Source organism: Flavobacterium sp. UBA7682 (genome assembly GCF_002482945.1).
Classification (GTDB): Bacteria; Bacteroidota; Bacteroidia; order Flavobacteriales; family Flavobacteriaceae; genus Flavobacterium.
Genome location: NZ_DLGY01000045.1, coordinates 90,716 through 116,791 on the forward strand (window position 1 = coordinate 90,716; position 26,076 = coordinate 116,791).

General features: G+C 36.9%; 19 protein-coding genes. 14 read left to right on the forward strand and 5 right to left on the reverse strand.

Annotated elements, in window-relative coordinates:
- Positions 1-283 precede the first annotated feature (283 nt).
- Both B3C16_RS13375 and B3C16_RS13380 read right to left on the reverse strand, forming a co-directional pair.
- The gene (locus B3C16_RS13375; protein ID WP_121312070.1) at positions 284-892 is read right to left on the reverse strand and encodes a superoxide dismutase; all 609 of its coding nucleotides are present in this window, start codon (positions 890-892) and stop codon (positions 284-286) included.
- A 101-nt stretch (positions 893-993) separates the two neighbouring features.
- On the reverse strand, positions 994-2,235 hold the full coding sequence (locus B3C16_RS13380) for an MFS transporter (protein WP_199717088.1): 1,242 nt from the start codon (positions 2,233-2,235) through the stop codon (positions 994-996).
- Positions 2,236-2,307: 72 nt separating this feature from the next.
- Between B3C16_RS13380 and B3C16_RS13385 the strand changes: the two genes are divergently transcribed.
- The 6 genes from B3C16_RS13385 (at position 2,308) to B3C16_RS13410 (ending at position 12,255) form a co-directional block, all read left to right on the forward strand.
- The gene (locus tag B3C16_RS13385) at positions 2,308-2,832 is read left to right on the forward strand and encodes a GNAT family N-acetyltransferase (protein WP_121312071.1); all 525 of its coding nucleotides are present in this window, start codon (positions 2,308-2,310) and stop codon (positions 2,830-2,832) included.
- Positions 2,826-3,422, forward strand: coding sequence for a hypothetical protein (locus B3C16_RS13390; RefSeq protein ID WP_121312072.1), 597 nt, complete (start codon positions 2,826-2,828; stop codon positions 3,420-3,422). The genes B3C16_RS13385 and B3C16_RS13390 overlap by 7 nt, the downstream gene beginning before the upstream one ends.
- Positions 3,422-6,574 carry a UvrD-helicase domain-containing protein gene (locus tag B3C16_RS13395; protein WP_291132556.1) on the forward strand — a complete coding sequence of 1,051 codons (3,153 nt, stop codon included), beginning with the start codon at positions 3,422-3,424 and terminating at the stop codon, positions 6,572-6,574. The genes B3C16_RS13390 and B3C16_RS13395 overlap by 1 nt, the downstream gene beginning before the upstream one ends.
- A 119-nt stretch (positions 6,575-6,693) precedes the next feature.
- Positions 6,694-7,884, forward strand: coding sequence for a glycine C-acetyltransferase (kbl, locus tag B3C16_RS13400; protein WP_291132558.1), 1,191 nt, complete (start codon positions 6,694-6,696; stop codon positions 7,882-7,884).
- Between the two features lie 153 nt (positions 7,885-8,037).
- A complete protein-coding gene (locus B3C16_RS13405; RefSeq protein WP_121312075.1) occupies positions 8,038-9,432 on the forward strand; it encodes an OmpA family protein in 1,395 nt (464 codons plus the stop codon).
- Between the two features lie 63 nt (positions 9,433-9,495).
- A complete protein-coding gene (locus tag B3C16_RS13410) occupies positions 9,496-12,255 on the forward strand; it encodes a PD-(D/E)XK nuclease family protein (RefSeq protein ID WP_291132561.1) in 2,760 nt (919 codons plus the stop codon).
- Between the two features lie 49 nt (positions 12,256-12,304).
- On the opposite strand, the gene B3C16_RS13415 is transcribed toward B3C16_RS13410, so the two are convergent.
- Complete coding sequence (locus B3C16_RS13415; RefSeq protein ID WP_291132563.1) at positions 12,305-13,087, reverse strand: alpha/beta fold hydrolase; 783 nt, start codon at positions 13,085-13,087, stop codon at positions 12,305-12,307.
- 167 nt (positions 13,088-13,254) lie between these two features.
- On the opposite strand from B3C16_RS13415, the gene B3C16_RS13420 reads away from it, so the two are divergent.
- A complete protein-coding gene (locus B3C16_RS13420) occupies positions 13,255-14,412 on the forward strand; it encodes an AbiH family protein (RefSeq protein WP_291132565.1) in 1,158 nt (385 codons plus the stop codon).
- 38 nt (positions 14,413-14,450) lie between these two features.
- Here B3C16_RS13420 and B3C16_RS13425 read toward each other — a convergent pair whose 3' ends face one another.
- Positions 14,451-15,743: an aminopeptidase P family protein gene (locus tag B3C16_RS13425; protein ID WP_291132567.1), complete on the reverse strand. Its 1,293-nt coding sequence runs from the start codon at positions 15,741-15,743 to the stop codon at positions 14,451-14,453.
- Positions 15,744-15,904: 161 nt separating this feature from the next.
- Positions 15,905-16,501 (reverse strand): Crp/Fnr family transcriptional regulator, encoded by a 597-nt coding sequence (locus B3C16_RS13430; RefSeq protein ID WP_291132569.1) that lies wholly within the window; start codon positions 16,499-16,501, stop codon positions 15,905-15,907.
- Between the two features lie 84 nt (positions 16,502-16,585).
- Here B3C16_RS13430 and B3C16_RS13435 point away from each other — a divergent pair, with 84 nt between their 5' ends.
- From B3C16_RS13435 to B3C16_RS13465, 7 genes are all read left to right on the forward strand, one after another.
- Positions 16,586-17,437: a ChaN family lipoprotein gene (locus B3C16_RS13435; protein WP_291132571.1), complete on the forward strand. Its 852-nt coding sequence runs from the start codon at positions 16,586-16,588 to the stop codon at positions 17,435-17,437.
- 85 nt (positions 17,438-17,522) lie between these two features.
- On the forward strand, positions 17,523-18,392 hold the full coding sequence (locus B3C16_RS13440; protein WP_291132573.1) for a hypothetical protein: 870 nt from the start codon (positions 17,523-17,525) through the stop codon (positions 18,390-18,392).
- Positions 18,393-18,553: 161 nt separating this feature from the next.
- On the forward strand, positions 18,554-19,393 hold the full coding sequence (locus tag B3C16_RS13445) for a succinate dehydrogenase cytochrome b subunit (RefSeq protein WP_291132574.1): 840 nt from the start codon (positions 18,554-18,556) through the stop codon (positions 19,391-19,393).
- 18 nt (positions 19,394-19,411) lie between these two features.
- Positions 19,412-21,421 carry a fumarate reductase/succinate dehydrogenase flavoprotein subunit gene (locus B3C16_RS13450; RefSeq protein ID WP_291132576.1) on the forward strand — a complete coding sequence of 670 codons (2,010 nt, stop codon included), beginning with the start codon at positions 19,412-19,414 and terminating at the stop codon, positions 21,419-21,421.
- A 6-nt stretch (positions 21,422-21,427) separates the two neighbouring features.
- Entirely contained in the window at positions 21,428-22,189 is a 762-nt protein-coding gene (locus B3C16_RS13455) for a succinate dehydrogenase/fumarate reductase iron-sulfur subunit (RefSeq protein ID WP_121314951.1), read from the forward strand.
- A gap of 151 nt (positions 22,190-22,340) precedes the next feature.
- The gene (locus B3C16_RS13460) at positions 22,341-23,177 is read left to right on the forward strand and encodes an endonuclease/exonuclease/phosphatase family protein (RefSeq protein WP_291132579.1); all 837 of its coding nucleotides are present in this window, start codon (positions 22,341-22,343) and stop codon (positions 23,175-23,177) included.
- A gap of 40 nt (positions 23,178-23,217) precedes the next feature.
- Positions 23,218-26,043 carry a GH92 family glycosyl hydrolase gene (locus tag B3C16_RS13465; RefSeq protein ID WP_291132581.1) on the forward strand — a complete coding sequence of 942 codons (2,826 nt, stop codon included), beginning with the start codon at positions 23,218-23,220 and terminating at the stop codon, positions 26,041-26,043.
- The last annotated feature ends 33 nt before the right edge of the window (positions 26,044-26,076 follow it).

Genomic DNA, 26,076 nt, shown 5'->3' on the forward strand with positions numbered 1-26,076 from the left:
AGAAATTTTCACCTTTTTTATTTTATAAAGGCTGAAAATCATAAAAAAGGCGATTTCTACTCTCATTTGCCTATCATTCCAATATAATTCAGTTAAAAAAGCACTTTTTCCTTTTTTATGTTGTTAAATTTGCACTACCATAGTATTTAGTGTAGGTTAAGTTTATGGTAGATTTGGGGCAAACAGGTGGAAGCAATTCCGCCTGTTTATTTTTAACCCTATCCCAAATAAAAAAACCGACTGCTTTCACAATCGGTTTAAATCCTTAAAAAGAGTTTGTCTTTTATTTTTCTGTCGCGTATAATCTGGCAACTTCTGTCCAATTGATTACATTGAAGAACGCTTCAATATAATCGGGACGGCGGTTTTGATAGTTTAAGTAATAAGCGTGTTCCCAAACATCCATTCCTAAAATAGGGAAACCGCCACAAGCTGTATCCGGCATTAATGGACTGTCTTGATTGGGTGTCGAACAAACTTCCAACTTTCCGCCTTTATGAACACAAAGCCAAGCCCAGCCAGAACCAAAACGTGTTGCGCCAGCTTTGGCAAATTGCGCTTTGAATTCTTCGAATGATTTAAAATCTCTTTCAATTGCTTCAGCTAATTCGCCTGTTGGCAATCCGCCACCATTAGGCGCCATTACTCTCCAAAACAAATTGTGGTTATAAAATCCGCCTCCGTTATTTCTAACTGCTGCGTTTTTCATATCCAAGTTGATTAGGATGTTTTCTATCGTTAAACCTTCCAAATCTGTTCCGGCAATCGCCGCATTAAGATTGGTTGTATAAGCATTATGATGTTTCGAATGGTGAATTTCCATTGTTTTAGCATCAATATATGGTTCTAATGCATCGTATGCATAAGGTAATTGCGGTAATTCAAAAGCCATGGTTACTATATTTAAAGATTAATATTTGATGTTCAAATTTATAAATTATAAATTGTTTTTACTTATAAAATTCACACAATCATTTATAACATTTCAAAAAATTACACCTCAACATATTGCAGTTTTCGCTCTAATTGGTAAGATAACAAAACACACAATAAAATCAAACTAATACTTATGTAGCCTAAATAATTGTAATTATGGATAGCAAATTTGGTATCACTATAAGTAATCCAACCACTCATTAATGAGGCAAATCCTGTCCCAAGTGATTGCACACAAGAATTTAAACTCATAAAACTACCTCGAGTTTGACTGGTAACCGCTTGGGTAATCATCGCTTGACCAGGAACTGTTCTTCCTGTTGAAGAACTAAACCAAAATCCGAAGATACCTAACACAATGAAAAGTTGCCAATGAGGCATATTAGTTATCAAAACAACAAAGAAAGTTGAAATTAAAGCTGCCCAAACGAACACGGTTCTTTTGCCATAACTATCAGCTAATTTTCCAATGATTTGAGCGGAAATCAAAGAACAAATTCCACCGACTAAATAAATTAAAGGTGTGTATTCCTGCGGAACGCCAACATTGTAAACCAAATAAGGATTAATCAATGGCACGATTATAAAATGTCCGGTGATTAACAAGAAACTAAATAACAAAGCCGTGATTTGCGCTTGGTTACTAAAGATGTCATAGAAATTGGATATGCGTTCTTTCAACTTTACAGGAGTAGATAAATGGGCATTGACATTGGGAACAAATCGTATTAAGAACGGCAACAACAACACGCCAAAAATCGCAACGACTAAAAACGGATAATGCCAATCATATTTGTTAGCTAAAAACAACCCAAAAGGAACGCCAATCACCGAAGCCAAAGCAAATCCGCCCATCAACATTCCCATCGCTCTGCCGCGTCTTTCATACGGAATAACATCGGCAATAATACTTAAGATTTGTGCGCTGATTAAACCACCGAACAATCCGGTCAATGTTCTGGCCAATATCATCGAATAAGTTCCAAAAGCAAAAGCACAAGCAAAAGTGCCAATTAAAAATCCGGAATATCCAAAAAGCAATAGTTTTTTTCGGTCGAATTTATCCGCAAAGAAAATGGCAAAAAAGCTACTCACAAAAGCAGCCAAAGAATAACTGGAAACAATAATTGAGAACTCAGAAGTAGTCAAATTCCATTTGGGCATCAAGATATTTCCCAAAGGCATTATAATCATAAAATCGAGTATGTGTGTGAAATTCAGTAACGCCATCAATGCTACCAAAATAACTTCATTTTTCTTCAAAACAATATTTTTTAATTCAGTTGCAAAATTACGCATTGAAAAATTCGTTTTTCTTAATAAAGAATTAATTAATTACATTAGTAGCATAAATAAAAACTATAGTTTTCTATGTTTGATTTGCAAACCAATAAACTTGAAAATGAGCTTATTAAACTAATTCCTTTACAGGAAATAGATTTTGAAGAATTGTATGCCGTGGCTTCTGATCCTTTGGTTTGGGAACAACATCCAAACAAACTGCGATACCAACGCGATGTTTTTCAAAATTATTTTGAAGGTGCCATTTTGTCTAAAGGTGCTTTTATAATTCGCGATGTAAAAACAAATGAAGTAATCGGCAGCAGTCGTTTTTATGATTATAACGAAAAAGAAAATTCGGTATTGATTGGCTATACCTTTATCGGACGGAAATTTTGGGGCAACGGCTACAACAAAGCTTTGAAAAAAATCATGCTCGATTATGCTTTCGCACATGTCAATAAAGTTTATTTTCATATTGGCGCGTTTAATCTTCGGTCACAAAAAGCTATTGAAAAAATCGGTGCTGTGAAAATTGACGAATTTGAAGTGGAATATTATGGTGAAGACGCGAAGTTGAATTTTGTTTACCTGATCAATAAAAACCAATGGTAGCCGTTTTTGATTTCATATTGGATTTCATCCGAGTTGACTTGATTATCGGTTTTGGCTGGTATTCCATTTTGTTTTTTATTTTACGATTATTCAAATACCAAAAAGAGTTTTTGGCTGAGTTTGATAAACAGGCATGCAAAACGCTTGCTTTTTTAGGATTAGCCTATGGCATTGTTTGGATAATTGCGGTATTGTTAACTTATTTTAACGTAATGAATGAAGAAGAAAAAGCACAATTTATCCGCAGGCTAACCGGTCCGTATTCTTTTGGCTATTGGTTTCAACCTTTGTTTTGGGTAATGTTAACCCAATCATTAAGAATTCGTTTCATTAGAAGACTTTTGATTTTCAGGCTATTAATTTGTATTTCTTTTATTCTAACTTTTGAAAGATTTGTCATAATGATAACTTCCCTTCACAGAGATTATCTTCCGAGCAGTTGGCGTATTTTCAGTTTGGATTTTGGAATCACTTGGTGGGTGTTCATACTTTCGTTAATAATTAAGACAATTGAATTTGCCATTATAGTATTCGCTTATAAATATGCCAAACAATGGCTATTAAATTTAAAAACTACTAAAAGTAACTAATGCAAAAAACCGCTTTCTCCATATACGACGCTTCCGCCGGTTCGGGCAAAACTTATACTTTGGTCAAAGAATACCTAAAGATTATTCTCTTGTCTAAAAAACCCGATGCCTATCGTAATATTTTAGCCATTACGTTTACCAACAAAGCAGTACACGAAATGAAAAGTCGGGTGGTCGAAAGTCTGTCAGAATTTGCCAAAGAAAATCCTTCCGATAAAGCATTGCAATTGATGCAAGACATTCAAAGGGAAACAGGATTATCATTGGCCACGATTACCGAAAAAGCCAAAAGCATCATCAAAAACCTGATTCACAATTATGCTTCGTTTGATATTTCTACCATTGACAAATTCACGCACAAAGTCATTCGCGCTTTTGCACACGATTTGAATTTGCCCATTACGTTTGAAGTGTCGTTGGATACCGAAAATTTATTGACCGAAGCCGTCGACGCCATCATAGCCGAAGCCGGAAACGATGAAACGTTAACCAACTTGTTGGTCGATTTCACCATGGAAAAAACCGATGACGACAAATCTTGGGACATTTCGCGCGAAATTATGGACACCGGAAAATTGATTTTAAACGAAAACAATCGGGAAGAAATCACGCATTTCCAAAACAAAACCATTACGGAGTTTATTGAAATCAAAAACAAACTGACGGAACTTTGTGATGAATTAGAAACGAAAACGGTTGAAGCAGCAAGCGAAATATTATTGTTAATTCAAAACAAAGGCATTGATCTCAAATCGTTTTCAAGAGAAACTTTTCCAAATCATATAAAAAGCATTGTTGAAAAAAGATTCAATCCTATCAACAAGAGATATTATCAGTTTGAAGATATTTCTATCAACAAAACCGCTTCCGACAGAGCGATAATTGAAAATATCATTCCCGATTTACTCGAAATGTTGGCTTCGATTTATGCAACATTCGAAAAGAAAAATTTCTACGAAGCGTTTCTCAAAAACATCACACCGCTTTCTTTACTCAATACGGTTAGCAATGAATTGGGCAAAATCCAAAAAGAACAAAACATCCTTTCTATAGCTGAATTTAATAAACTGATTAACGAACAAATCCAAAACCAACCGGCGCCGTTTATTTACGAACGTTTAGGTGAAAAATATAGAAATTTCTTTATCGACGAGTTTCAAGATACTTCCGAAATGCAATGGCAGAATTTGATTCCGCTGATTGATAATGCCTTGTCGAGCGAAGATTTGAATGGTGAACAAGGTTCGCTAATGATTGTAGGCGATCCAAAACAATCGATTTACCGTTGGCGCGGTGGAAAAGCCGAACAATTTATCGAATTAGTAAAAGGCAAAAATCCATTCGTGAATCCGGATTGGAAACCTTTTTCATTGGGAACCAATTACCGCAGTTACTCGGAAATTATTGATTTCAACAACAAACTCTTTGGCTTTTTGTCGAATGAATTTGCGCATGCAGATTACAAAGATTTGTACCAAAACCACAGCCATCAAAAGTTCAATTCCAAAACTGGTGGTTATGTCAATATTTCTTTTGTACCAAAAATTGACAAAGAAACCTTTGACGATGAAGAAAATCTAGCCAAAAACGAATTGTATTTGCAAGCGACTTTAGCCACGATTGAAAAAGTCAAACAAAACGGTTTCCGCTACAAAGACATGGTGATTCTAACTCGAAAAAAAGCTCACGGTACTGAAGTCGCCAATTATTTAACCGAAAACGGCATTCCGATTTTGTCTTCGGAAAGTTTGTTGCTCGGTGCTTCGTCGGAAGTTCAAGGCGTAATTCACATTTTGCGTTATCTGAAAAACAGCCACGATTTGCAATCAAAAGCGAATTTCTTGTATTATTTGGCTTCGCAACAAGAGCAATTAGCGATTCACGATTTCATTGCCCAAGGTATGGAACAAAAATCGGAAACCGAATTTCAAAACTGGTTAACGACATTCAACATAGATTTTTCGTTTCAAAATATTCGAAAAAAATCATTGTACGAAGCCACAGAAATTATCATTGCTAAAGTCATTCCGATGGCCAAGCGCAATGCTTACATCCAGTTTTTCCTGGATGAAGTTTTACAGCGAGATCTTAAAAATCAAGCCGGCATTTCGGATTTTCTTTCTTATTGGGACAACAATTCGGAGAAACTCAGTATTCCGTCGCCTGAAGGAAACGATGCCGTTCGGATTATGACGATTCACAAATCGAAAGGTTTAGAATTTCCGGTGGTGATTTTTCCTTTTGCCGAAGAAGATTACAGCAAAGGTCCGCGGGAAAAAATGTGGCTCAATGCCGATGAAGCCATTATCGGTTTGCCGAAAGCATTAGTCGACAAAAGTAGTAAAGTCGAAGGTTATGGCGAAGAAGCCACTTTGGTGTACCAACAAAAAAAACAGGAAGAATTGCTCGACAATATTAATGTTTTGTATGTGGCGCTAACGCGTGCTGAAGAGCAATTGTATATCATTTCGGGGATGCAAGGCAGAAGCAAAACTTCGGGCGAATATCCAAATAACATGGCGACGTTTTTTATCAAGTTTTTGGAAGACAAAGGTTTTGACGAAAGTAAATTTGAGTATTCATTTGGCGAAGCCAAAAAATTATCCGACACCAAAGACCTCATTGACGAAACCGAAACCATCCCTCAATTAGTAGCCACTTTGAACCCGAAAAACATCAAAATTGCCCAAAAAGAAAGTTTGATGTGGAACACACAACAGCAGAAAGCCATTGAATTCGGGAACATTTTACACGAAATTCTATCTTTCGTCAAAAGCAAAGACGACATTGATTTGGCACTCACCAAAGCCATCGAAAACGGATTAATCGTCGCATCGCAAAAAGAAGAAGTCGAACAAACCATTCAACAAGTCGTCAACCATTCTGATTTGCTATCCTTTTTCGCCATTGGCAACAAAATTCTAAACGAAAAAACCATCATTCAAAAAGAAGGCAACTTGGTCAAACCAGATAGAATGGTCATCAACACCAACCAAGAAATCTATTTGCTCGATTACAAAACCGGAGCGCACCAAACGAAATACACCTTGCAATTGGAAAATTATCAAAACGCAATCGAAAAAATGGGTTTTAAAGTGACTAAAAAAGCATTGGTTTATATTGGGGAAAGGTTGGAAATAGTAAATTTGTAAACTCTAAAAAAAGGCAAAAGGCAAAAGGCAAAAGGCAAAAGGCAAAAGGCAAAAGGCAAAAGGCAAAAGGCAAAAGGCAAAAGGCAGAAAAAGAAACAACAAACAACAAACTAAATAACATGTACGGAAAAATTCAACAACACTTACAAAACGAACTAAATACCATTGAGCAAAACGGTATTTTCAAAAGAGAACGCATCATCACTTCGCCTCAAGGCGCGGAAATCACCGTAAACGGCAAAACAGTTTTAAACTTCTGTGCTAATAATTATTTGGGGTTGTCTTCGCATCCGGAAGTAATTCAGGCAGCGAAAGACGCTTTAGATTCTCACGGATTCGGTATGTCATCAGTACGTTTCATTTGCGGAACTCAGGATATTCACAAAACTTTAGAAAAAAAGATAGCCGATTTTTACGGAACGGAAGATACTATTTTATATGCAGCAGCTTTTGATGCCAATGGTGGTGTTTTCGAACCACTTTTAGGCGAAGAAGATTGTATTATTTCAGACAGTTTAAACCATGCTTCTATTATTGACGGTGTGCGATTGTGTAAAGCCGCGCGTTACCGTTATGAAAATTCCAATATGGAAGATTTGGAAACCCAATTGAAAAAAGCGGTTGAAGCCGGACATCGATTCAAGTTAATCGTAACCGATGGTGTTTTCTCTATGGACGGATTGGTGGCACCATTAGATAAAATCTGTGACTTAGCCGACAAATACGATGCATTAGTTATGGTTGACGAATGTCACGCAGCCGGTTTCATCGGTGCAACCGGTAAAGGAACGATGGAAGCCAAAAACGTAATGGGCAGAGTTGACATCATCACCGGAACTTTAGGGAAAGCTTTAGGCGGCGCTATGGGCGGATATACTACGGCTAAAAAAGAAGTGATTGAAATATTACGTCAACGTTCAAGACCTTATTTGTTTTCAAACTCTTTAGCTCCGGCCATTGTTGGTGCTTCTATCAAAGTTTTCGAACTATTAGAAAAAGACACCAAGTTGAGAGATCAATTAGAATGGAATACCAACTACTTCAAAGCAGGAATGAAAAAAGCAGGTTTGGATATCATTGATGGAGATTCAGCCATTGTTCCTGTGATGTTATATGATGCCAAATTGTCTCAAGTCATGGCAGATGAATTATTGAAAAAAGGAATCTACGTGATTGGATTCTTTTTTCCAGTGGTTCCAAGAGACAAAGCTAGAATCAGAGTACAATTATCAGCCGCACATACCAAAGAACATCTTGATCAGGCTATTAAAGCCTTTGAAGAAGTAGCCAAGATGTTAAATGTCATATAAAACGGTGTTAAATGTTGCGTAATTGTCATTGGAATTCCAAAATTTATCCAAAACATTACATAATTTCCACATTTTAACAATAAGATTTTGATATTATATTAATACGTATTACTTTTGCTTCATTATAATTATTATAATCTAATCAAATTAAGTATGAAACATCTTAACAAATTATTCGTTGCTATGCTAATGTTGGCTGGTTTCAGCTCTCAAGCTCAAGACAGCAACAACCCTTGGGCTATATCGTTTGGGGCTAACGCAGTAGATACAAGAGTAAGCGCTGCATCAAAATTAGAGGATCAGTTCTCTCAGTATTTTAATGCTAATGACAACTGGAACATTTTACCTTCAGTATCTTTTGTAAACGTATCTAAATACGTTGGCGGTAATTTCTCTTTCGGAATTACAGGTTCCCTTAACAAAATTAACAGGTATGTATTGCCAAGAGTTGGCGATGGACCATACGAAGTTGTAAATCCTGGCGATTTGAACTATTACGCTGTTGATGGTGTTATCAACTACAGTTTGATGAGTTTAATTGGATCTAAAAAAATTGACCCATCTATTCACGCTGGTGGAGGTTACACTTGGATTGGTGACGACATGAGTGCCGGTACTGTAAACGGAGGTTTAGGTTTAACTTATTGGTTTACTGAAAACATCGGTTTATCTGTTCGTTCTACTTACAAACATTCTTTCGAAGATTTACGTGAAGATATGCCAACGCACATGCAACATTTTGCAGGTCTTACTTTCAAATTTGGAGGTTCTGACAAAGATGGAGACGGAATTTATGATAAAGATGATGCTTGTCCAGAAGAAGCTGGTTTAAAACAATTCAATGGTTGTCCTGATACTGATGGTGACGGAATTGAAGACAGCAAAGATGCTTGTAAAGATATCGCTGGTCCGGTTGAATTCAATGGTTGTCCTGATACTGACGGTGACGGAATTGCTGATAATGTTGATGCTTGTCCAGAAGTGGCTGGTTTAAAAGCTTTCGGTGGTTGTCCTGATACTGACGGTGACGGAGTTCAAGACAAAGAAGACAAATGTAAAGACGTTAAAGGTCCTAAAGAAAATGGTGGTTGTCCTTGGCCAGATAGAGATGGTGACAATGTATTAGACAAAGATGACAGATGTCCAGACGTAAAAGGTACTGTTGCAAACAATGGTTGTCCTGAAGTTACTGAAGAAGCTATCAAAAGATTGAATGACTATGCTAAAACTATCTTATTTGATAGCGGTAAAGCTTCTTTCCAACAACAAACTTACCCAGTATTACAAGCAATTGTAGCTATCTTGAAAGAGTATCCAAACTCTAACTTCTCAATCGAAGGTCACACTGATAGCGATGGTAAAGATGCTGCTAACCAAACACTTTCTGAAAACAGAGCTGCAGCCGTTAAAAATTATTTAATTGAAAACGGTATTGCTTCTTCAAGATTGTCTTCAGCTGGTTTCGGTGAGGCTAAACCAATCGATACTAACAAAACTAAAGCTGGTAAAGCTAACAACAGAAGAGTTGAAGTGAAATTAGTAAAATAATTTCTTCTCAAAATATTTCTAAAAAACGCTCCGAAATTCGGGGCGTTTTTTTATTTTTATAGAATGTCAAAGCCAACATTTCTTTACCAACTCACGCAAGAAATTCTGAAAACCCATTCCAACAATTTATTGGATTTGGTGGTAATTTTGCCCAACAAAAGAGCCAAAGTTTTTTTGCTTGCAGCACTAAAGGAATCAGTACCCAATAATGTCTTCGCTCCCGAAATCATCAGCATTGAAGATTTCATTCAAGATGTTGCAGGCATTCGCTCCATAGATAGTGTTGAACTGCTTTTCGAATTCTATGACGTCTATCTTTCTGTTACTGAAAAAGACAAACAAGAATCCTTCGAAACCTTTGCCAACTGGGCTAAAACGCTACTACAAGATTTCAACGAGATTGACCGTTACCTACTAGAACCCAACAAAGTTTTAAAGTATCTGGAAAACATCAAGGAAATTGAACATTGGGCTGTTGATATTGAAAAACGCACCGAACTCATTGAAAACTACTTAATCTTCTGGAAAAAACTTCCTGAATATTACCAATCTCTTTATGATTATTTGCTCAACAAAGGCATTGGCTATCAAGGTTTAATTTATCGCGAAGCAGTTGAGAATTTAAATCATTTTTCAGAAAACAATACCAACCAATTTATATTTGCAGGCTTTAATGCTTTGAACCAAGCCGAAGAAAAAATCATCCAACATTTATTGGCCTTAGACAAAGCCAAAATCTATTGGGATATTGACGAAACACTACTTTATGATTCTTTCCATGATGCGGGTTTGTTCCAAAGGAAATTTAAATCGGAATGGATTTACTACAAAACACATCCTTATGAGTGGATTGTAAACGATTTTACCGAAGCGAAAAACATTCACGTCATTGCGACTTCCAAATCTATCGGTCAAGCCAAAATTGCCGGAAGCATAATCGATAAATATATTAGAGAAAATGATTCAAATCTGCAAAACGTAGCCGTAGTTTTAGGAGAAGAAAATTTATTATTACCGGTTTTGCATTCGTTACCAAATACCGTTAACGCCTTAAATGTCACGATGGGATTTTCGAGCAAAAACAATCCTGCGCAATTATTAATCGCCAAACTATTCAAACTGCATTCCAATGCTTTGTCAAGAAATCCGAGCAGTTATGTGATGTATTACAAAGATGTACTCGATATTTTGACGCATCCGTTGATTGAACCTTATGTCTATGCCGGCGAATTGGTCAACCGAATCAACAAAAACAATTACACTTTTATTACACACAAAAAACTCGAGGATTTATACCCTAATGACAATGCTTTATTCAAAATGTTGTTCCGAAAATGGGACACCAACTCGGTAGCGGTTTTAGAAAATCTATCTCAAATTTTACTCCAAATTAAAGCGAATCTGAGTTACGACAACGAAGAAGAGAAAATCACAAATGCCTTTGTCTATTCCGTATTCAAAGTAATTAACAAGATGATTTCTTATTTTGGCGAACACCAAAACATAGACGACATCAAAACGTTACACGCCATTTACAAACAAGTGATTGAAGTTGCCGAAGTGTCCTTTGAAGGCGAACCATTAGACGGTTTGCAAATCATGGGCGTTTTGGAAAGTCGTGTGCTCGATTTTGAAACCGTAATCATCACCTCGGTCAACGAAGGCAAATTTCCGGCAGGAAAAAGCACCAATTCGTTTATTCCTTATGATGTGAAACGCGAATTAGGGTTGCCAACTTACAAAGAAAAAGACGCGATTTACACGTATCACTTTTACCATTTATTGCAACGCGCCAAAAACATTTACCTGATTTTCAATGCCGACAGCGATGGTTTTGATGCCGGCGAAAAAAGCCGTTTCATTACCCAATTGGAAGTCGAAAAACAACCTAATCACAATTTAACCTTTCAATATTTCAATCCCGATGTGCCCAATATTGCACACCAACCCATTATAGTTCCAAAAACAGAAAGTGTTATAACACGCTTGCGCGAAATTGCTACCAATGGTTTTTCGCCTTCGTCCTTAACGACCTATATTCGAAATCCGATTCAGTTTTATTTTCAACGAGTGTTGCGTATTTCGGAAACCGATGAAGTCGAAGAGAATATCGCAGTGAATACTTTAGGAACCATTATTCACGGTGCTTTAGAAGCTTTGTACAAACCGTTTATCGGAAGAATTTTAACCAAAATCGATATCGAAAGTTGCTTCAAAAAGATAGATGACGAAGTGTTGACCCAATTCAAAGAAGTGTACAAAGAAGGCGAAATCAAAAAAGGCAGAAACCTGTTGGCTTTTGAAGTCGCAAAACGCAATGTGTTAAACTTTCTCAAACTCGAATTAGAAAATTTAGAAAAAGGTGATGAAGTGCAAATTATCGCTTTAGAAGAAACCTTTCAAAGAACTTTAGAAGACATGCGTTTGCCATTTCCGGTATTAATCAAAGGAAACGTGGACCGAATTGAAATCCGCAACGGCAAAATCAGAATCATTGATTATAAAACGGGGAAAGTCGAGCAAAAAAGCGTCACTTTAAAAGACTGGAAAGGCTTAACCGAAGACATCAAAAACGACAAGATCATTCAGATTTTGGCGTACGCTTTTATGTTTGAAGAACAAGCCAAAGGCAGAGAAATTGAAGCCGGAATCATTTCGTTTAAAAATTTAAAATCCGGATTTTTGCCTTTTAATTTCAAACAAGATAAAGAAGTAACCGAAGTCATTTCGCCTGAAATTATGGAAGCCTATCTAGAACAGATTGTAGTTTTGCTACAAGAGATTTTTAATTTGGAAAAGGCTTTTGAGGAGAAAATAAATTGATTTGAACCGCAAAGGTCGCAAAGGCATTACGCCAAGAGCACAAAGGCGTTTATACCTTCTTCAAAAAACCCAACAACACTTTCATCAATGCCGCCTCGTTTTCAATGTGACTCATATGTCCATCTGGAAAAGTGGTCAACTCGACTTTCGTTCCTTCAATTTGTTCCAAACTGTCTTCGTAGTGTAAAACACCATCTTTTTGACCTAAAACCAACTGCATCGGATAAGGCGCAAAATGTAAAATTACTTCACGGTCTTTTCGGATTTTCATGCCTTCTAAAGCAGCAACAATACCTTGCAAAGGTGTTTTCAAAGCTTGTTCTTTTACCTTTTCGATTTCGTCGGCTAAGCGTTCGTGATTGTCTTCACTAAACAAATTGGCAATCGACATGCTCACAAAAGCACCATAATTCTGCTTAACACAAACTATTGCTCTATCGCGATTCATTTTGCGTTCGTCACTATCCGCACGAGAAGTTGAATTCAGTAAAAACAAACCTTTCATAAAATCGGGGTACAATTCGGCGAAAGCCAAAGCCACATAACCGCCCATAGAATGCCCAACGAGAACTACTTTCCGAACTTTAAGATGCATAAATAAGGCAAACAACATATCGGCTTGGTCTTCCATCGCATGCACATAACCGAGACATTCGGTTTCACCATGACCCAATAAATCAACGGTAATGACGCGGTGTTTCTTCGAAAGTTCGGGCACAAAAGCCTGCCACATCGTTTTGTTTTCGAGAAAACCGTGTAATAAAACTACAGCTGTACCTTTACCTTCGTCGGTAAAAGAGATTTTGGTGTTTTTATAAGTGATGGTTTTCATAGCTACAAAAATAGTTTTTTAACCATATAAGACATAGTATATTTAGCCTGATTTGTCATTATTATTGTCATGCTGACGAAGGAAGCATCTCATGATGAGATTCCTCCTTTCAGTCGGAATGACAATACTAAACGTAAAATTCCTATATTTGAGAAAAGGATTTGAATATGAACAGATTGGTTATTATTGGAAATGGATTTGACTTAGCGCATGGGTTGCCGACGAGTTACGGACATTTTATAGACGCTTTTTGGAGTAATTTCAAGAATAAAGTAAAGACTGAAGAGTACAAAAAGTTTGTCTATACTCATGACCTTTTTGATCAATATTATTCTAATTATGGAATAATCAATAATTTTAATGATTTTAAATCCAACATAGATGAATATATAAACGATCATACTGGTTTTTATTTTAACAAAGAGCGTTTAATGTTTTACACATCTAAAGGTGCCGATCGAGAGGTTATTTTTAAGTTTGAAAATGAGTTTTTTAAAATAATTTGTAATGAAAGCACAACTATAAATTGGTCAGGGATTGAAGCTATTTATTACAACATATTAAAAGGGATTGCTATTCCAGAAAAGAATATATATAAATATCCAAATAGCGTCCAAAGATTAAATGAAGAGTTTGAAGATGTGAAAAAACTTCTTGTAAATTACTTAGAAAAAAATATTTGTGAAAAATATTCATTCACCTTAGATGATACAAATGAAATTTTAAAAAGTCTTGAAGAAGAAATAAACAATAGTGACATAGAAAAGAACGAAACATATGTGACATATTTTTTGAGTTTTAATTATACTCCGACAGCCAGATTATACTACGAATATTTAAAAAACAAACTTTACAAAACAGAAGTGAATTATATACATGGAGAATTATCCAATGATAAAAATCCATATATCATTTTTGGTTACGGTGATGATGAAGATAATGATTATGGTTCTTTAAAAGAAAAAGGAAATGTTTTTCTCAATAATTTGAAAAATCATGAATATGGTGAAGAAGAAAATTTAGTAAACTTAATCGCTTTTATGAACTCTAATAAGTTTAGAGTTTTAATAATGGGACATTCATGCGAGACATCAGATAAATTTTTACTCAGCCAAATATTTGAAAACCCTAACTGTGATAAAATAAAAATCTACTATCGTCCATATGATAATGGAAGTAATAATTATAAAGATTTATCTAAAAATATTTCCAGACATTTTAAAAACGATAGAATTGCAACGACTACAAAGATTGATATTAAGAAAAAAAGTGATCCTTTATTTCAAAAAATAAGATTCGAACAAAAAAACGACCCACAATCGTGAGCCGTCTTATCCCTTTTTACTTATCCCTTTTCCCTAGATTAGGAATTCATCAAACTCTCAATTTCCTCAACCTCAATCGGAATATTTCGCATCAAGTTAAACGGTTCTCCGGTTGACTGAATCACGACATCATCTTCCAATCGGATGCCGAAACCTTCTGCCGGAATATAAATTCCAGGTTCTACGGTGAACACCATATTGGCTTGCATGGCTTCGTGCAATAGCCCGTAATCATGCGTGTCTAATCCCATGTGGTGTGACGTTCCGTGCATGAAATATTTTTTATATGCCGGCCAATCCGGGTTTTCGTTTTGTACATCGGCTTTGTCGATTAGGCCTAAGCCAAGCAATTCTGAAGTCATGATTTTGCCAACCTCAACGTGGTATTGTTTCCAATAATTGCCGGTCACCAACATTTTAGTCGCTTCGTTTTTCACGCGCAAAACTGCATTGTAAACTGCTTTTTGTCGGTCACTGAATTTCCCCGAAACCGGAATCGTTCTGGTCATATCGCTGGAATAGTTGGCATATTCGGCACCAACGTCCAACAACAATAAATCGCCGGCTTTGCATTGTTGGTTGTTTTCAATATAATGCAACACATTGGCATTGTTTCCCGAAGCGATGATTGGCGTATAGGCGAATCCTTTGGAACGATTTCTGAGGAACTCGTGAGCGAATTCGGCCTCGATTTCGTATTCCATTACGTTAGGTTTGGTAAAGTTGAGCACTCTACGGAAACCTTTCTCAGTAATCTCACAGGCGGTTTGGATTAAATCCAATTCTTCGCTTTCTTTTACCGAACGCAATCTTTGTAAAATTGGGTTGGATTTTTCGACTTTATGCGCCGGATAATTTTCCTTCCACCATTTGACAAAACGCGCTTCACGGGTTTCGGTTTCAATACTCGCGCGGTAATGCTCATTGGTGTTGATGTACATCGTTTCGGCGTAAGCCATCACTTCTTTCAAAGTTTTGTGAAAATCTTGTAACCAAATCACCGATTTAATGCCGGAAACTTCAAACGCTCTGTCTTTCGTCAGCTTCTCGCCTTCCCAAATTGCAATGTGCTCGTTGGTTTCTTTTAAGAATAAAATTTGTTTCAAATGTTCATACGGTGCGTCAGGAAAAAGCAATAAGATGCTTTCTTCTTGGTCAACACCTGACAAGTAAAAAATATCTCTGTGCTGTGCAAAAGGTAAAGAACTATCGGCAGAAACCGGATAGATGTCATTTGAATTAAAAACAGCCACGCTGTTCGGTTTCATTTGTGCCGTGAATTTGGCCCTGTTTTTTACAAACAAATCGCGGTCTATTTGATGGTATTTCATATTAGATTATTAGATTTTTGGATTGTTAGACTTCCTAGATTATAGTTTACCAAAATTACGGATTACTCTAAAGCGATAAGTAGCCAAATGGCGTTATTTTTTGTTCACCGCAGATTCGCAGATTAAAAATAAAATAAAGTTCGCGAATTTGTGGTGAAAAATTAATGGCTGTTTTTTCGAATACGACTCATGTGGCGATTGGAAATACCGAGGAAAGAAGCCAAATAATGCAGCGGCACTTCTTGCAAAAGTTTGGGTTCAGTGACTAATAATTTTTTGTAGCGTTCTTCCGGTGTTAACGTCAGTAAGTCGATGCGATAATCGTCAATCAAAATGATCTGTCTTTCGATTAAATTGTAATAAAATTGATGAAACGCTTGGTTATTGGCTAACAAATAGTTGAAAGACTCTAAATCAATTACCCAAAGTTGGCAATCGACTAGTGCTTTAATGCTTTTTCTGGACGGAATTGTATTGAGGAAACTATTTAAAGACGATGTAACCGAATTTCGCATGGCTAAATAGGTGGTTTTCTCTTCATCATCAACTAAAATGGCGTGTTGCAAAATGCCACTTTCAACATAACAGAAATAACGGCAAACTTGATTTTCATCGACTAAAAATTGGTTCTTTTTTAAAGACAAAATCTTGAAGTGATTGGCAATTTCGGTCAGTGATTGTTCCAAATGCTTATCTGAATCATTGATAAAATGACGCAAATAATCTAAAAAAGCCGAATTATTGTTTTGAGTTTTCATAAGTATTGAGAACAAAAATATTCTTTTTTGGGACACATTTTTTTATTCAACGATTAATGAATAATTTTAAGCAAAATTAATCCCATGAAAAAGGTTACGTTATTCATCGCATTTTTGATATGTTTTGGACTTAATGCTCAGGACAAAAAGGCTTATCAGTTATTTGACAAGAAAGGCAAAAAGACGACTTATGCCAAACTTCTGAAGGCTGCTGAAAAATCGCAAGTGGTTTTGTTTGGCGAATACCATAATAATTCAGTGGTGCATTGGTTACAATTGGAACTAACGAAAGATTTAGCTGTAAAAAAGCCGCTAGTTCTTGGTGCAGAAATGATTGAAGCCGACAACCAGGCGCCATTAGACCAATATTTGAAAGGAGAAATCAACCAAAAACAATTGGATACGACTGCTCGACTTTGGCCCAATTATAAAACTGATTATAAACCTTTGGTTGATTTTGCTAAGGAAAACAAATTGCCTTTTATCGCCACAAATATTCCCAGAAGATATGCGGCTGCGGTTTCTAAAAAAGGATTTGAAGCTTTAGAAACATTGACTGCTGAAGAAAAAGCATGGATTGCACCTTTGCCAATCGCTTATGATGAAAATTTGCCGGGTTATGTCAACATGATGAAAATGATGGGCGATCATGCGAGTCCGAATATGCCGAAAGCGCAAGCCAGTAAAGATGCGACGATGGCTTATTTTATCGAAAAGAATTTAAAAGACGGAAGTATTTTCATTCACTACAACGGCACTTATCATTCCGACAATTTTGAAGGCATCAATTGGTATCTGAAAAAAAACACGCCAAATCTGCAAATAATCACCATTGCTACATTGGAACAAAAAGATTTAGAAAAAATAATGCCCGAAGATTATAATAAAGCAGACTATATTCTCGTTATAGATGAAGATGTAACAAAAACACATTAACATCGTCTTAACATAATCAATCAAAAATCAATCATCCAAAGCGCAGCCAAATTGTTTGCAGTGTAGCGGAAAAAATCAAAACCCAATGAAAAAAGCATATATCCTTTTACTCTTCCTGATCGCCGCGCTGCCGTTCTTTTCGTGCAGCAGTGATAATGCACCTGAAGAACCGATGTTGATTATCAAATTCCAATTTGATGAAAATCAGGCTCGATTGAATAATTTAGGGCAACCTTCAACCGTTGCTGCAGGAAATGCCGCTCAATCACCAATTTTCAATACTATTTCGGCTCATTACATGGAATTGGCTCCAAATGCTTTCACACAAATTGGTCAAGGAACGATTATTTATCATGCGCCTGAAACCAATTTAGGAGGTGCTTCGGCCATCGATTTTGATCAATCTAAAATAGTATCCGAAGGTGAAACTTTCCTAAAAATCCCTTTGAGTGAAATCGCTTCCGGCAGTTATGAATGGATGCGTGTTTCTTTGTCTTATCAGAATTACCAAATCAATATACGACACCAAAATATTGATTATACCGGAACTTTAGCCAGTTTTGTTGGATACAATACTTACATAAGCGAATTTAATATTGGCAATAACATTTTTCAAGTCGATGGCAACAGAACTCAGGGTTACTGGGCATTTGGCTTAAACAACCAACCTTATTCTTCGTCTGGCCAAGCACCCGCTAATGCCACTACAGTTCCAAATCCTATTGCAACAACTTCGCCTATTCCACAAGGTTCTTGTGTGGTTACCGGAAGATTTGCTTCCAATTTGGTTATCAATGGAAACGAAACAGATGATATTGTGATTACTCTTTCGTTGTCAATTAACAACAGTTTTGAGTGGCACGAAGTTACCGCTGACGGAAAATTTGAACCTTCTATTGGCGAAAATGTTGTCGACATGGGATTAAGAGGTTTGATTCCGAGTTATGTTAGATAGTTTTGTTTAATTTTTTTGACCAAAAAAAGCCATTTAAACAATTGAAAATCAACAAGTGTTAATCTCACTTTAAATTCATTATAAATTAGAGCGAAAAGGTTGTAGTTAATACCAAATAGGTGTATTTTTGTGTGATTTTTTTAAACAAATTATACACAATTATGGCAAAATCTGCACTTTTAAAGTCATCCTTAGCAAAAAAATATTGGATGGCTCTTACAGGTTTATTTTTATGCTTGTTTTTAGCAGGTCACTTAGCAGGAAATCTTCAATTAATTTTTAGCGATGCTTCAGCGTTCAACAAGTATGCGTTGTTCATGACCTCTAATCCGGCAGTAAAACTTCTTTCTTATCTAACTTACATTTCAATTCTTTTCCATGCCGTTGATGGGTTTTTATTGACTTATCAAAATGTAAAAGCAAGACCTATTGGCTATGCCAAAAACAATCCTTCCAAAAACAGTAGTTTTTCTTCAAGAAACATGGCCGTTTTGGGAACATTGATTTTGGTTTTTATTGTAACACACATGGTTAACTTTTGGGCAGTTATGCATTTTGATGAAAAAATGCCATTGCAAACCATCACTGTGGATCAAATGGGTCAAAAAGCAGATTACTACATCACTACTGATAACGGAAAGTTTTTTCCAACAGATTCAATTCAATTGAAGCAAATGGGATTAGAAATCAGAAACAGAACAGAATTTTATAATACCCAAGCTGGTGTAAAAATGGGTGAAGGTTACAAAGACTTACACAAAATCACGGTGGCTTTCTTTAAAGACGCTAAAACCGGTTTAATCGCAACAATACTTTATGTTTTGGCGATGTTTGTTTTGGCTTTCCACTTACTTCATGGTTTCCAAAGTGCTTTCCAGTCACTAGGTTTAAACAACCCAAAGTACACACCGGTCATCAAAGGATTCGGAGCGGCATTCGCCATTATAGTTCCGCTATTATTTGCAACGATTCCGGTTTATATTCACTTTTTTCTAAAATAATCAACATCAGTATACATCATGAAGTTAGATTCTAAAATACCAGAAGGTTCTATTTCAGAGAAATGGACTAACCATAAAAATCATTTAAAATTAGTTGCTCCAAATAACCGTCCTAAAATCGATGTAATCGTTGTTGGAACTGGTTTAGCCGGTGCTTCTGCTGCTGCTTCTTTAGGAGAAATGGGATACAATGTAAAAGCATTTTGTTTCCAAGATTCGCCAAGAAGAGCGCACTCAATCGCTGCTCAAGGTGGAATCAACGCTGCCAAAAATTACCAAAATGACGGTGATAGTACTTACCGATTATTTTATGACACCATCAAAGGTGGTGATTACAGAGCTCGTGAAGCCAACGTTCACCGTTTGGCAGAAGTTTCTGCTAATATCATTGACCAATGTGTCGCTCAAGGCGTTCCTTTTGCCCGTGATTATGGCGGAATGTTAGACAACCGCTCTTTTGGTGGAACACAAGTACAACGTACTTTTTACGCTGCCGGACAAACCGGACAACAATTATTATTAGGTGCTTACTCAGCATTATCAAGACAAATTGGAGTTGGAAACGTAGCAATGTACAACCGTCACGAAATGCTTGATTTGGTAAAAATTGACGGAAAAGCACGTGGAATTATCGCTCGTAACTTGGTTACCGGTGAATTAGAAAGACATTCGGCACATGCCGTAATTATAGCGACTGGTGGTTATGGAAACGTTTATTTCCTTTCGACAAATGCGATGGGAAGTAATGTTACAGCCAGTTGGAAAATACACAAAAGAGGTGCATTATTTGCTAATCCTTGTTTTGTGCAAATTCACCCAACTTGTATTCCGGTTCACGGCGTAAACCAATCGAAACTGACTTTGATGTCGGAATCGTTGCGTAACTCCGGTAGAATTTGGGTGCCAAAGAAAAAAGAAGATGCAGAAGCGATTCGTGCCGGAAAATTAAAACCAACACAACTTAAAGAAGAAGACAGAGACTATTTCTTAGAAAGACGTTATCCGGCGTTTGGTAATTTGGTTCCTCGTGACGTAGCTTCTAGAGCTGCCAAAGAGCGTTGTGATGAAGGTCACGGCATTGAAGCTAACGACACTAACGAAGGTGTTTACTTAGATTTCTCTACCGAGATTCAAACCAAAGGTCGCCAAGCGGCTTATTCTCAAGGAAATCACAATCCGTCAGCAGAAGAAGTGACTAAATTGGGTAAAAAATGGTTGGAAGAAAAATATGGTAACCTTTTCGCGATGTATGAAAAAATCACAGACGAGAATCCATACGAAACGCCAATGAAAATTTATCCGGCAGTTCACTATACTATGGGTGGCGTTTGGGTAGATTATAATTTACAATCTACAATCCCTGGTTGTTTCGTTGCCGGAGAAGCGAATTTCTCTGACCACGGAGCCAACAGATTAGGAGCTTCAGCTTTGATGCAAGGCTTAGCTGATGGTTATTTTGTATTGCCTTATACCGTTTCCAATTATTTGGCAGACGAAATCAGAACCGGAAAAATTTCAACGGATTCTCCTGAATTTGCAGAAGCCGAAAACAGCGTTAAAAATGCAATCGACAAATTCTTGAGCAATAACGGAACCAAATCTGTAGATCATTTCCACAAACGTCTAGGTTTGATTATGTGGAATAAAGTCGGTATGGCCCGTAACGAAAAAGGTTTAAACGAAGCTATTCGAGAAATCGCGGCGCTAAAAGAAGAATTCTACAGAGACGTTTACGTACCTGGAAGTTCAGACGAATTAAACCCTGAATTAGAGAAAGCACTTCGCGTAGCCGACTTTATTGATTTAGGTCAATTAATGGCGATGGATGCGTTGCAACGTAAAGAATCTTGTGGTGGTCACTTCCGTGAAGAATACCAAGATTCTGAAGGCGAAACACTTCGCGATGACGAAAACTTTGCCTTCGTTGGTGCCTGGGAATACATGGGTTATGACATCAGCCAAGAAATTCTGAACAAAGAAGAATTGAAATACGAGTTTATCAAAATTGCAGCTAGAAATTACAAATAAGATATTATGAGTGCAGCAAAAAACATCAATATAACCCTTAAAATTTGGCGTCAAAAAAACGCTAAAGCCAAAGGTCAAATAGAAACTTATAAATTAGATAATGTTTCTACTGCAAGTTCATTTTTGGAAATGTTAGACCAATTGAACGAGCAATTAATCAATACCAAAAAAGAACCGGTGGCTTTTGACCACGATTGTCGCGAAGGTATTTGTGGGATGTGTTCGTTATACATCAACGGTAGAGCACACGGCCCGGATACCGGGACAACAACTTGTCAATTACACATGCGTAAATTCAACGACGGTGATACCATTTACATCGAACCATGGAGAAGTAAAGCTTTCCCTGTAGTAAAAGATTTAGTGGTGGACAGAAGTTCTTTTGACAGAATCCAACAAGCCGGTGGTTTCGTTTCGGTAAATACTTCCGGAAGAACGATTGATGCTAATGCCACTCCGGTTCCAAAACACGACGCCGACAGGGCTTTTGAAGCCGCTGCTTGTATTGGTTGTGGCGCTTGTGTCGCAACTTGTAAAAACGGCTCGGCTATGTTATTTGTGGGTGCCAAAGTATCGCAATATGCTTTGTTACCACAAGGAAAAGTAGAAGCAACCCAACGCGTATTAAACATGGTGCGTCAAATGGACGAAGAAGGATTTGGAAACTGTACCAATACGGGTGCTTGCGAAGTAGAATGTCCGAAAGGCATTTCTTTAGAAAACATCGCTCGCATGAACAGAGAATATTTAAAAGCGAGTATAATATAATTTCATATTGTGTCACCCTGAGCAGCTTATGCTGAGCGTAGACGAAGTACAGTCGAAGGGCAAAACGCATTCATTGATTTGAATGCGTTTTTTTTATACCATAAAATCAAATCAAGTATATTTACAGTAACAAACTTTGACTTTAATTCGCATGAAAAAATTTCTCTTTTCATTGTTACTGCTTTTGGTTTTTGGAAATCCAATTTTGGCACAAAAACTAAAGTTAATGACTTACAATATAAGATTAGATGTCGCTTCTGATGGTGAAAATGCATGGCCGAATCGCAAAGATTATTGGGCTTCACAAGTTACTTTTAACGAACCGGATATTTTCGGAATTCAAGAAGCTTTACCTCATCAAGTGACAGATATTGCAACCCTCTTACCAAATTATAGTTATGTCGGCGTTGGCAGAGATGGTGTTGGTAAAGGAGAATCATCCAATGTTTTTTATAAAAAAGACCGTTTCAAAGTCTTGCAAGAAAACACCTTTTGGCTTTCAGAAACGCCTGATAAAATTTCCAAAGGTTGGGATGCTGCACTCAATCGTGTTTGCACTTATGCTTTGTTAAAAGACAGCAAAACCAAACAAACTTTTTGGATTTTCAATACCCATTTAGACCACATGGGTGAATTGGCACGAACCAATTCTATCCTTTTGATTCTTTCTAAAATCAAGGAACTTAATACCGAAAATTACCCTATCTTTTTCATGGGCGATTTCAATTCGGAACCAACAGAAGAACGAATTGTCAACCTGAAAAAAGAAATGCTTGACAGCCGAGATATTTCAGAAGAAAAACCTTTTGGACCAATCGGAACGTTCAATGGTTTTAAATACAACGAAAACGTAACCAAACGCATTGACTATATCTTTTTATCCAAAGAGAATCCGTTTAAAGTAAAAAAGTATGCCGTTTTAAGTGATTCCAAAGACTTAAAATATCCGTCAGATCATTTACCGGTTTATATCGAACTCAAGATTTAATTAAAAGCATTTTTATATATTTCGCATAACAAACAACGCAATGAAATTTCAACTTACCTCTTTATTTTTACTGATTTCCATTTCAACTTATGGTCAAAATCTCCACCAACATGTCAATCCTATGATTGGAACCGGTGGTCACGGACATACCTATCCAGGAGCAACTGTGCCTTTCGGAATGGTACAATTGTCTCCCGATACTAGAATTGACGGCAGTTGGGATGGCTGTTCGGGCTATCATTACGACGATAATACTATTTATGGCTTTTCTCACACACACTTAAACGGAACCGGTTGTACTGATTATGGCGATATTATGTTGATGCCAACCATGGGCGAACCAACATTAAACCCTAAAGAATACAGCTCAACCTTTTCTCATGCGAAAGAAAAAGCAACAGCCGGATTTTATTCGGTTAAGCTCGATAAACACAACATTGACGTAGCTTTGACTTCTTCTACTCGTGTTGGTTTTCACCAATATACTTTTAATAATTCGGGCAAAGCCAACATCATTTTGGATTTAAACCACCGCGATAAATTGTTACAAGGTGAAGTGCGAATTGTGAATTCTAAAACCATTGAAATACTCCGAAGAAGCGAAGCTTGGGCTAAGGATCAATACGTTTTTGCCCGAATTGAGTTCAGCCAACCGATGCAAATCAACAAAATCAGAAACAACAATGCAGCGCAAGCCACTTCGACTGATAAACTATTTACAGGAACACAATTGGCTTTAAGTTTTTCTAAATCCGTAAGCAAAGGCGATAAAATTTGGGTTAAAGTAGCGTTATCTCCAACTGGTTATGAAGGTGCCAAACTAAACATGAGCGAAATTCCGGGCTGGAATTTTAATAAAGTCAAAGAAGATGCCGAAAAACTTTGGGACCAACAATTGGCTAAAATCCAAATCACAGAAACTAATACGGATAAATTAGCCATTTTCTACACGGCTTTATACCATACGATGGTGCAACCTAATATTGCCCAAGACATCGACGGCAAATACCGTGGTCGCGACAACAAAATCCACAAAGCCGAAGGTTTTGATTATTACTCTGTATTCTCGCTTTGGGATACGTTTCGTGGTGCGCATCCTTTATATACTTTAATCGAAAAGAAACGGACCACCGATTTCATCAATACCTTTTTAAAACAATACGAACAAGGTGGAAGATTACCGGTTTGGGAATTGGCGTCGAATGAAACCGATTGTATGATTGGTTACCATTCGGTTTCTGTCATGGCCGATGCAATGGCTAAAGGCATCAAAGGTTTTGATTACGAAAAAGCTTTTGAAGCCGCAAAACATTCTGCGATGTTGGATCATTTAGGGTTGGAAGCCTATAAAAGACAAGGTTTTATTTCGATGGATGATGAACACGAAAGCGTTTCCAAAACGGTGGAATATGCTTATGACGATTGGTGTATTGCGCAAATGGCTTTGATTTTAAACAAAAAAGACGATTACGATTATTTCATGAAACGCTCGCAAAGCTGGAAAAATGTCTTCGATTGGAACACCGGTTTTATGCGACCAAAGAAAAACGGCGGTTGGGACAAACCTTTTGACCCAAGAGAAGTCAATAACAACTTTACTGAAGGCAATTCATGGCATTATTCTTTTTTTGTGCCGCAAGACATTCCCGGGATGATTGAAGCATACGGCGGAGCCGAAAAATTTGAAGCCAAATTAGACAAAATGTTCAACAGCGAAAGCAAAACCACAGGACGTGAGCAAGTTGACGTTACCGGTTTGATTGGACAATACGCGCACGGGAACGAGCCAAGTCATCACATGACTTATTTGTACAACTACATCGGCAAACCCGAAAAAACAGTCAAAAGAATCAATTATATTCTAAACGAATTCTACAAAAACACGCCCGATGGTTTGATTGGCAATGAAGATTGTGGCCAAATGAGCGCTTGGTATGTGTTGAGTTCAATGGGAATTTATGCGGTTACACCGGGGAAAGCAGGCTGGAGTACTACTGAACCTTACTTTAAAACCATTAAAGTACAATTGAATGAAAATAAAGTTGATTACATAGATAAAACCAGAACTGGAGATTATTTGCAGTATTTCGGATTAGAGGAATTTCAAAAAAAACCACATCAAGATTCATGGCAACCTATAATTCCTGTTCCGGTTATTGAAGCCAAAAGTAAGTCGTTTAAAGAAAAGATTGAAATTAGCATTCTCTACAATAAACTTGATTTTTTGGATGATCAAAAAAGCCTTAAAGCGTATTACAGAATGGACAATAATAAAACATTTCAACTTTATGAAAAACCATTCATCATAGACGAAACCTCAAAAATTGAGGCCTATCTCGCACCTGATTTTATGGCAACCAGCGACACAATTTCTGCAACTTTCTTCAAAAAACCCAACAATTACTCCATCGACATCAAATCAAAATACAACCCGCAATACCATGCCGGCGGTGCGGAAGGTTTGTTAGACGGAATCAACGGAACTACCAACTGGAGAAAGGGCGATTGGCAAGGATATCAAGGTCAAGATTTTGAAGCGACTGTAGATTTGCAATCTGAAAAAACCATTACCGAATGCAACAGCACTTTTCTTCAAGATTCGCGCTCTTGGATTTTGATGCCTACAAAAGTAGAATATTATGTGTCTACTGATAATGTGAACTTTACTTTAGCCAGAACCATTGACAATACACTTGATCCAGCAGAAACTGAAAATACGGTGACCAATTTTGGTGTCAAATTAAACTCAGCTATCAAAGCCAAATACGTAAAAATTAAAGCCTATAATTACGGTAAATTACCAGAATGGCATCAAGGAGCCGGTGGCGATGCCTTTATTTTTATTGACGAAATAACCATTAAATAAACTTATCCCTTATTTCTTTTCCCTTATCCCTTA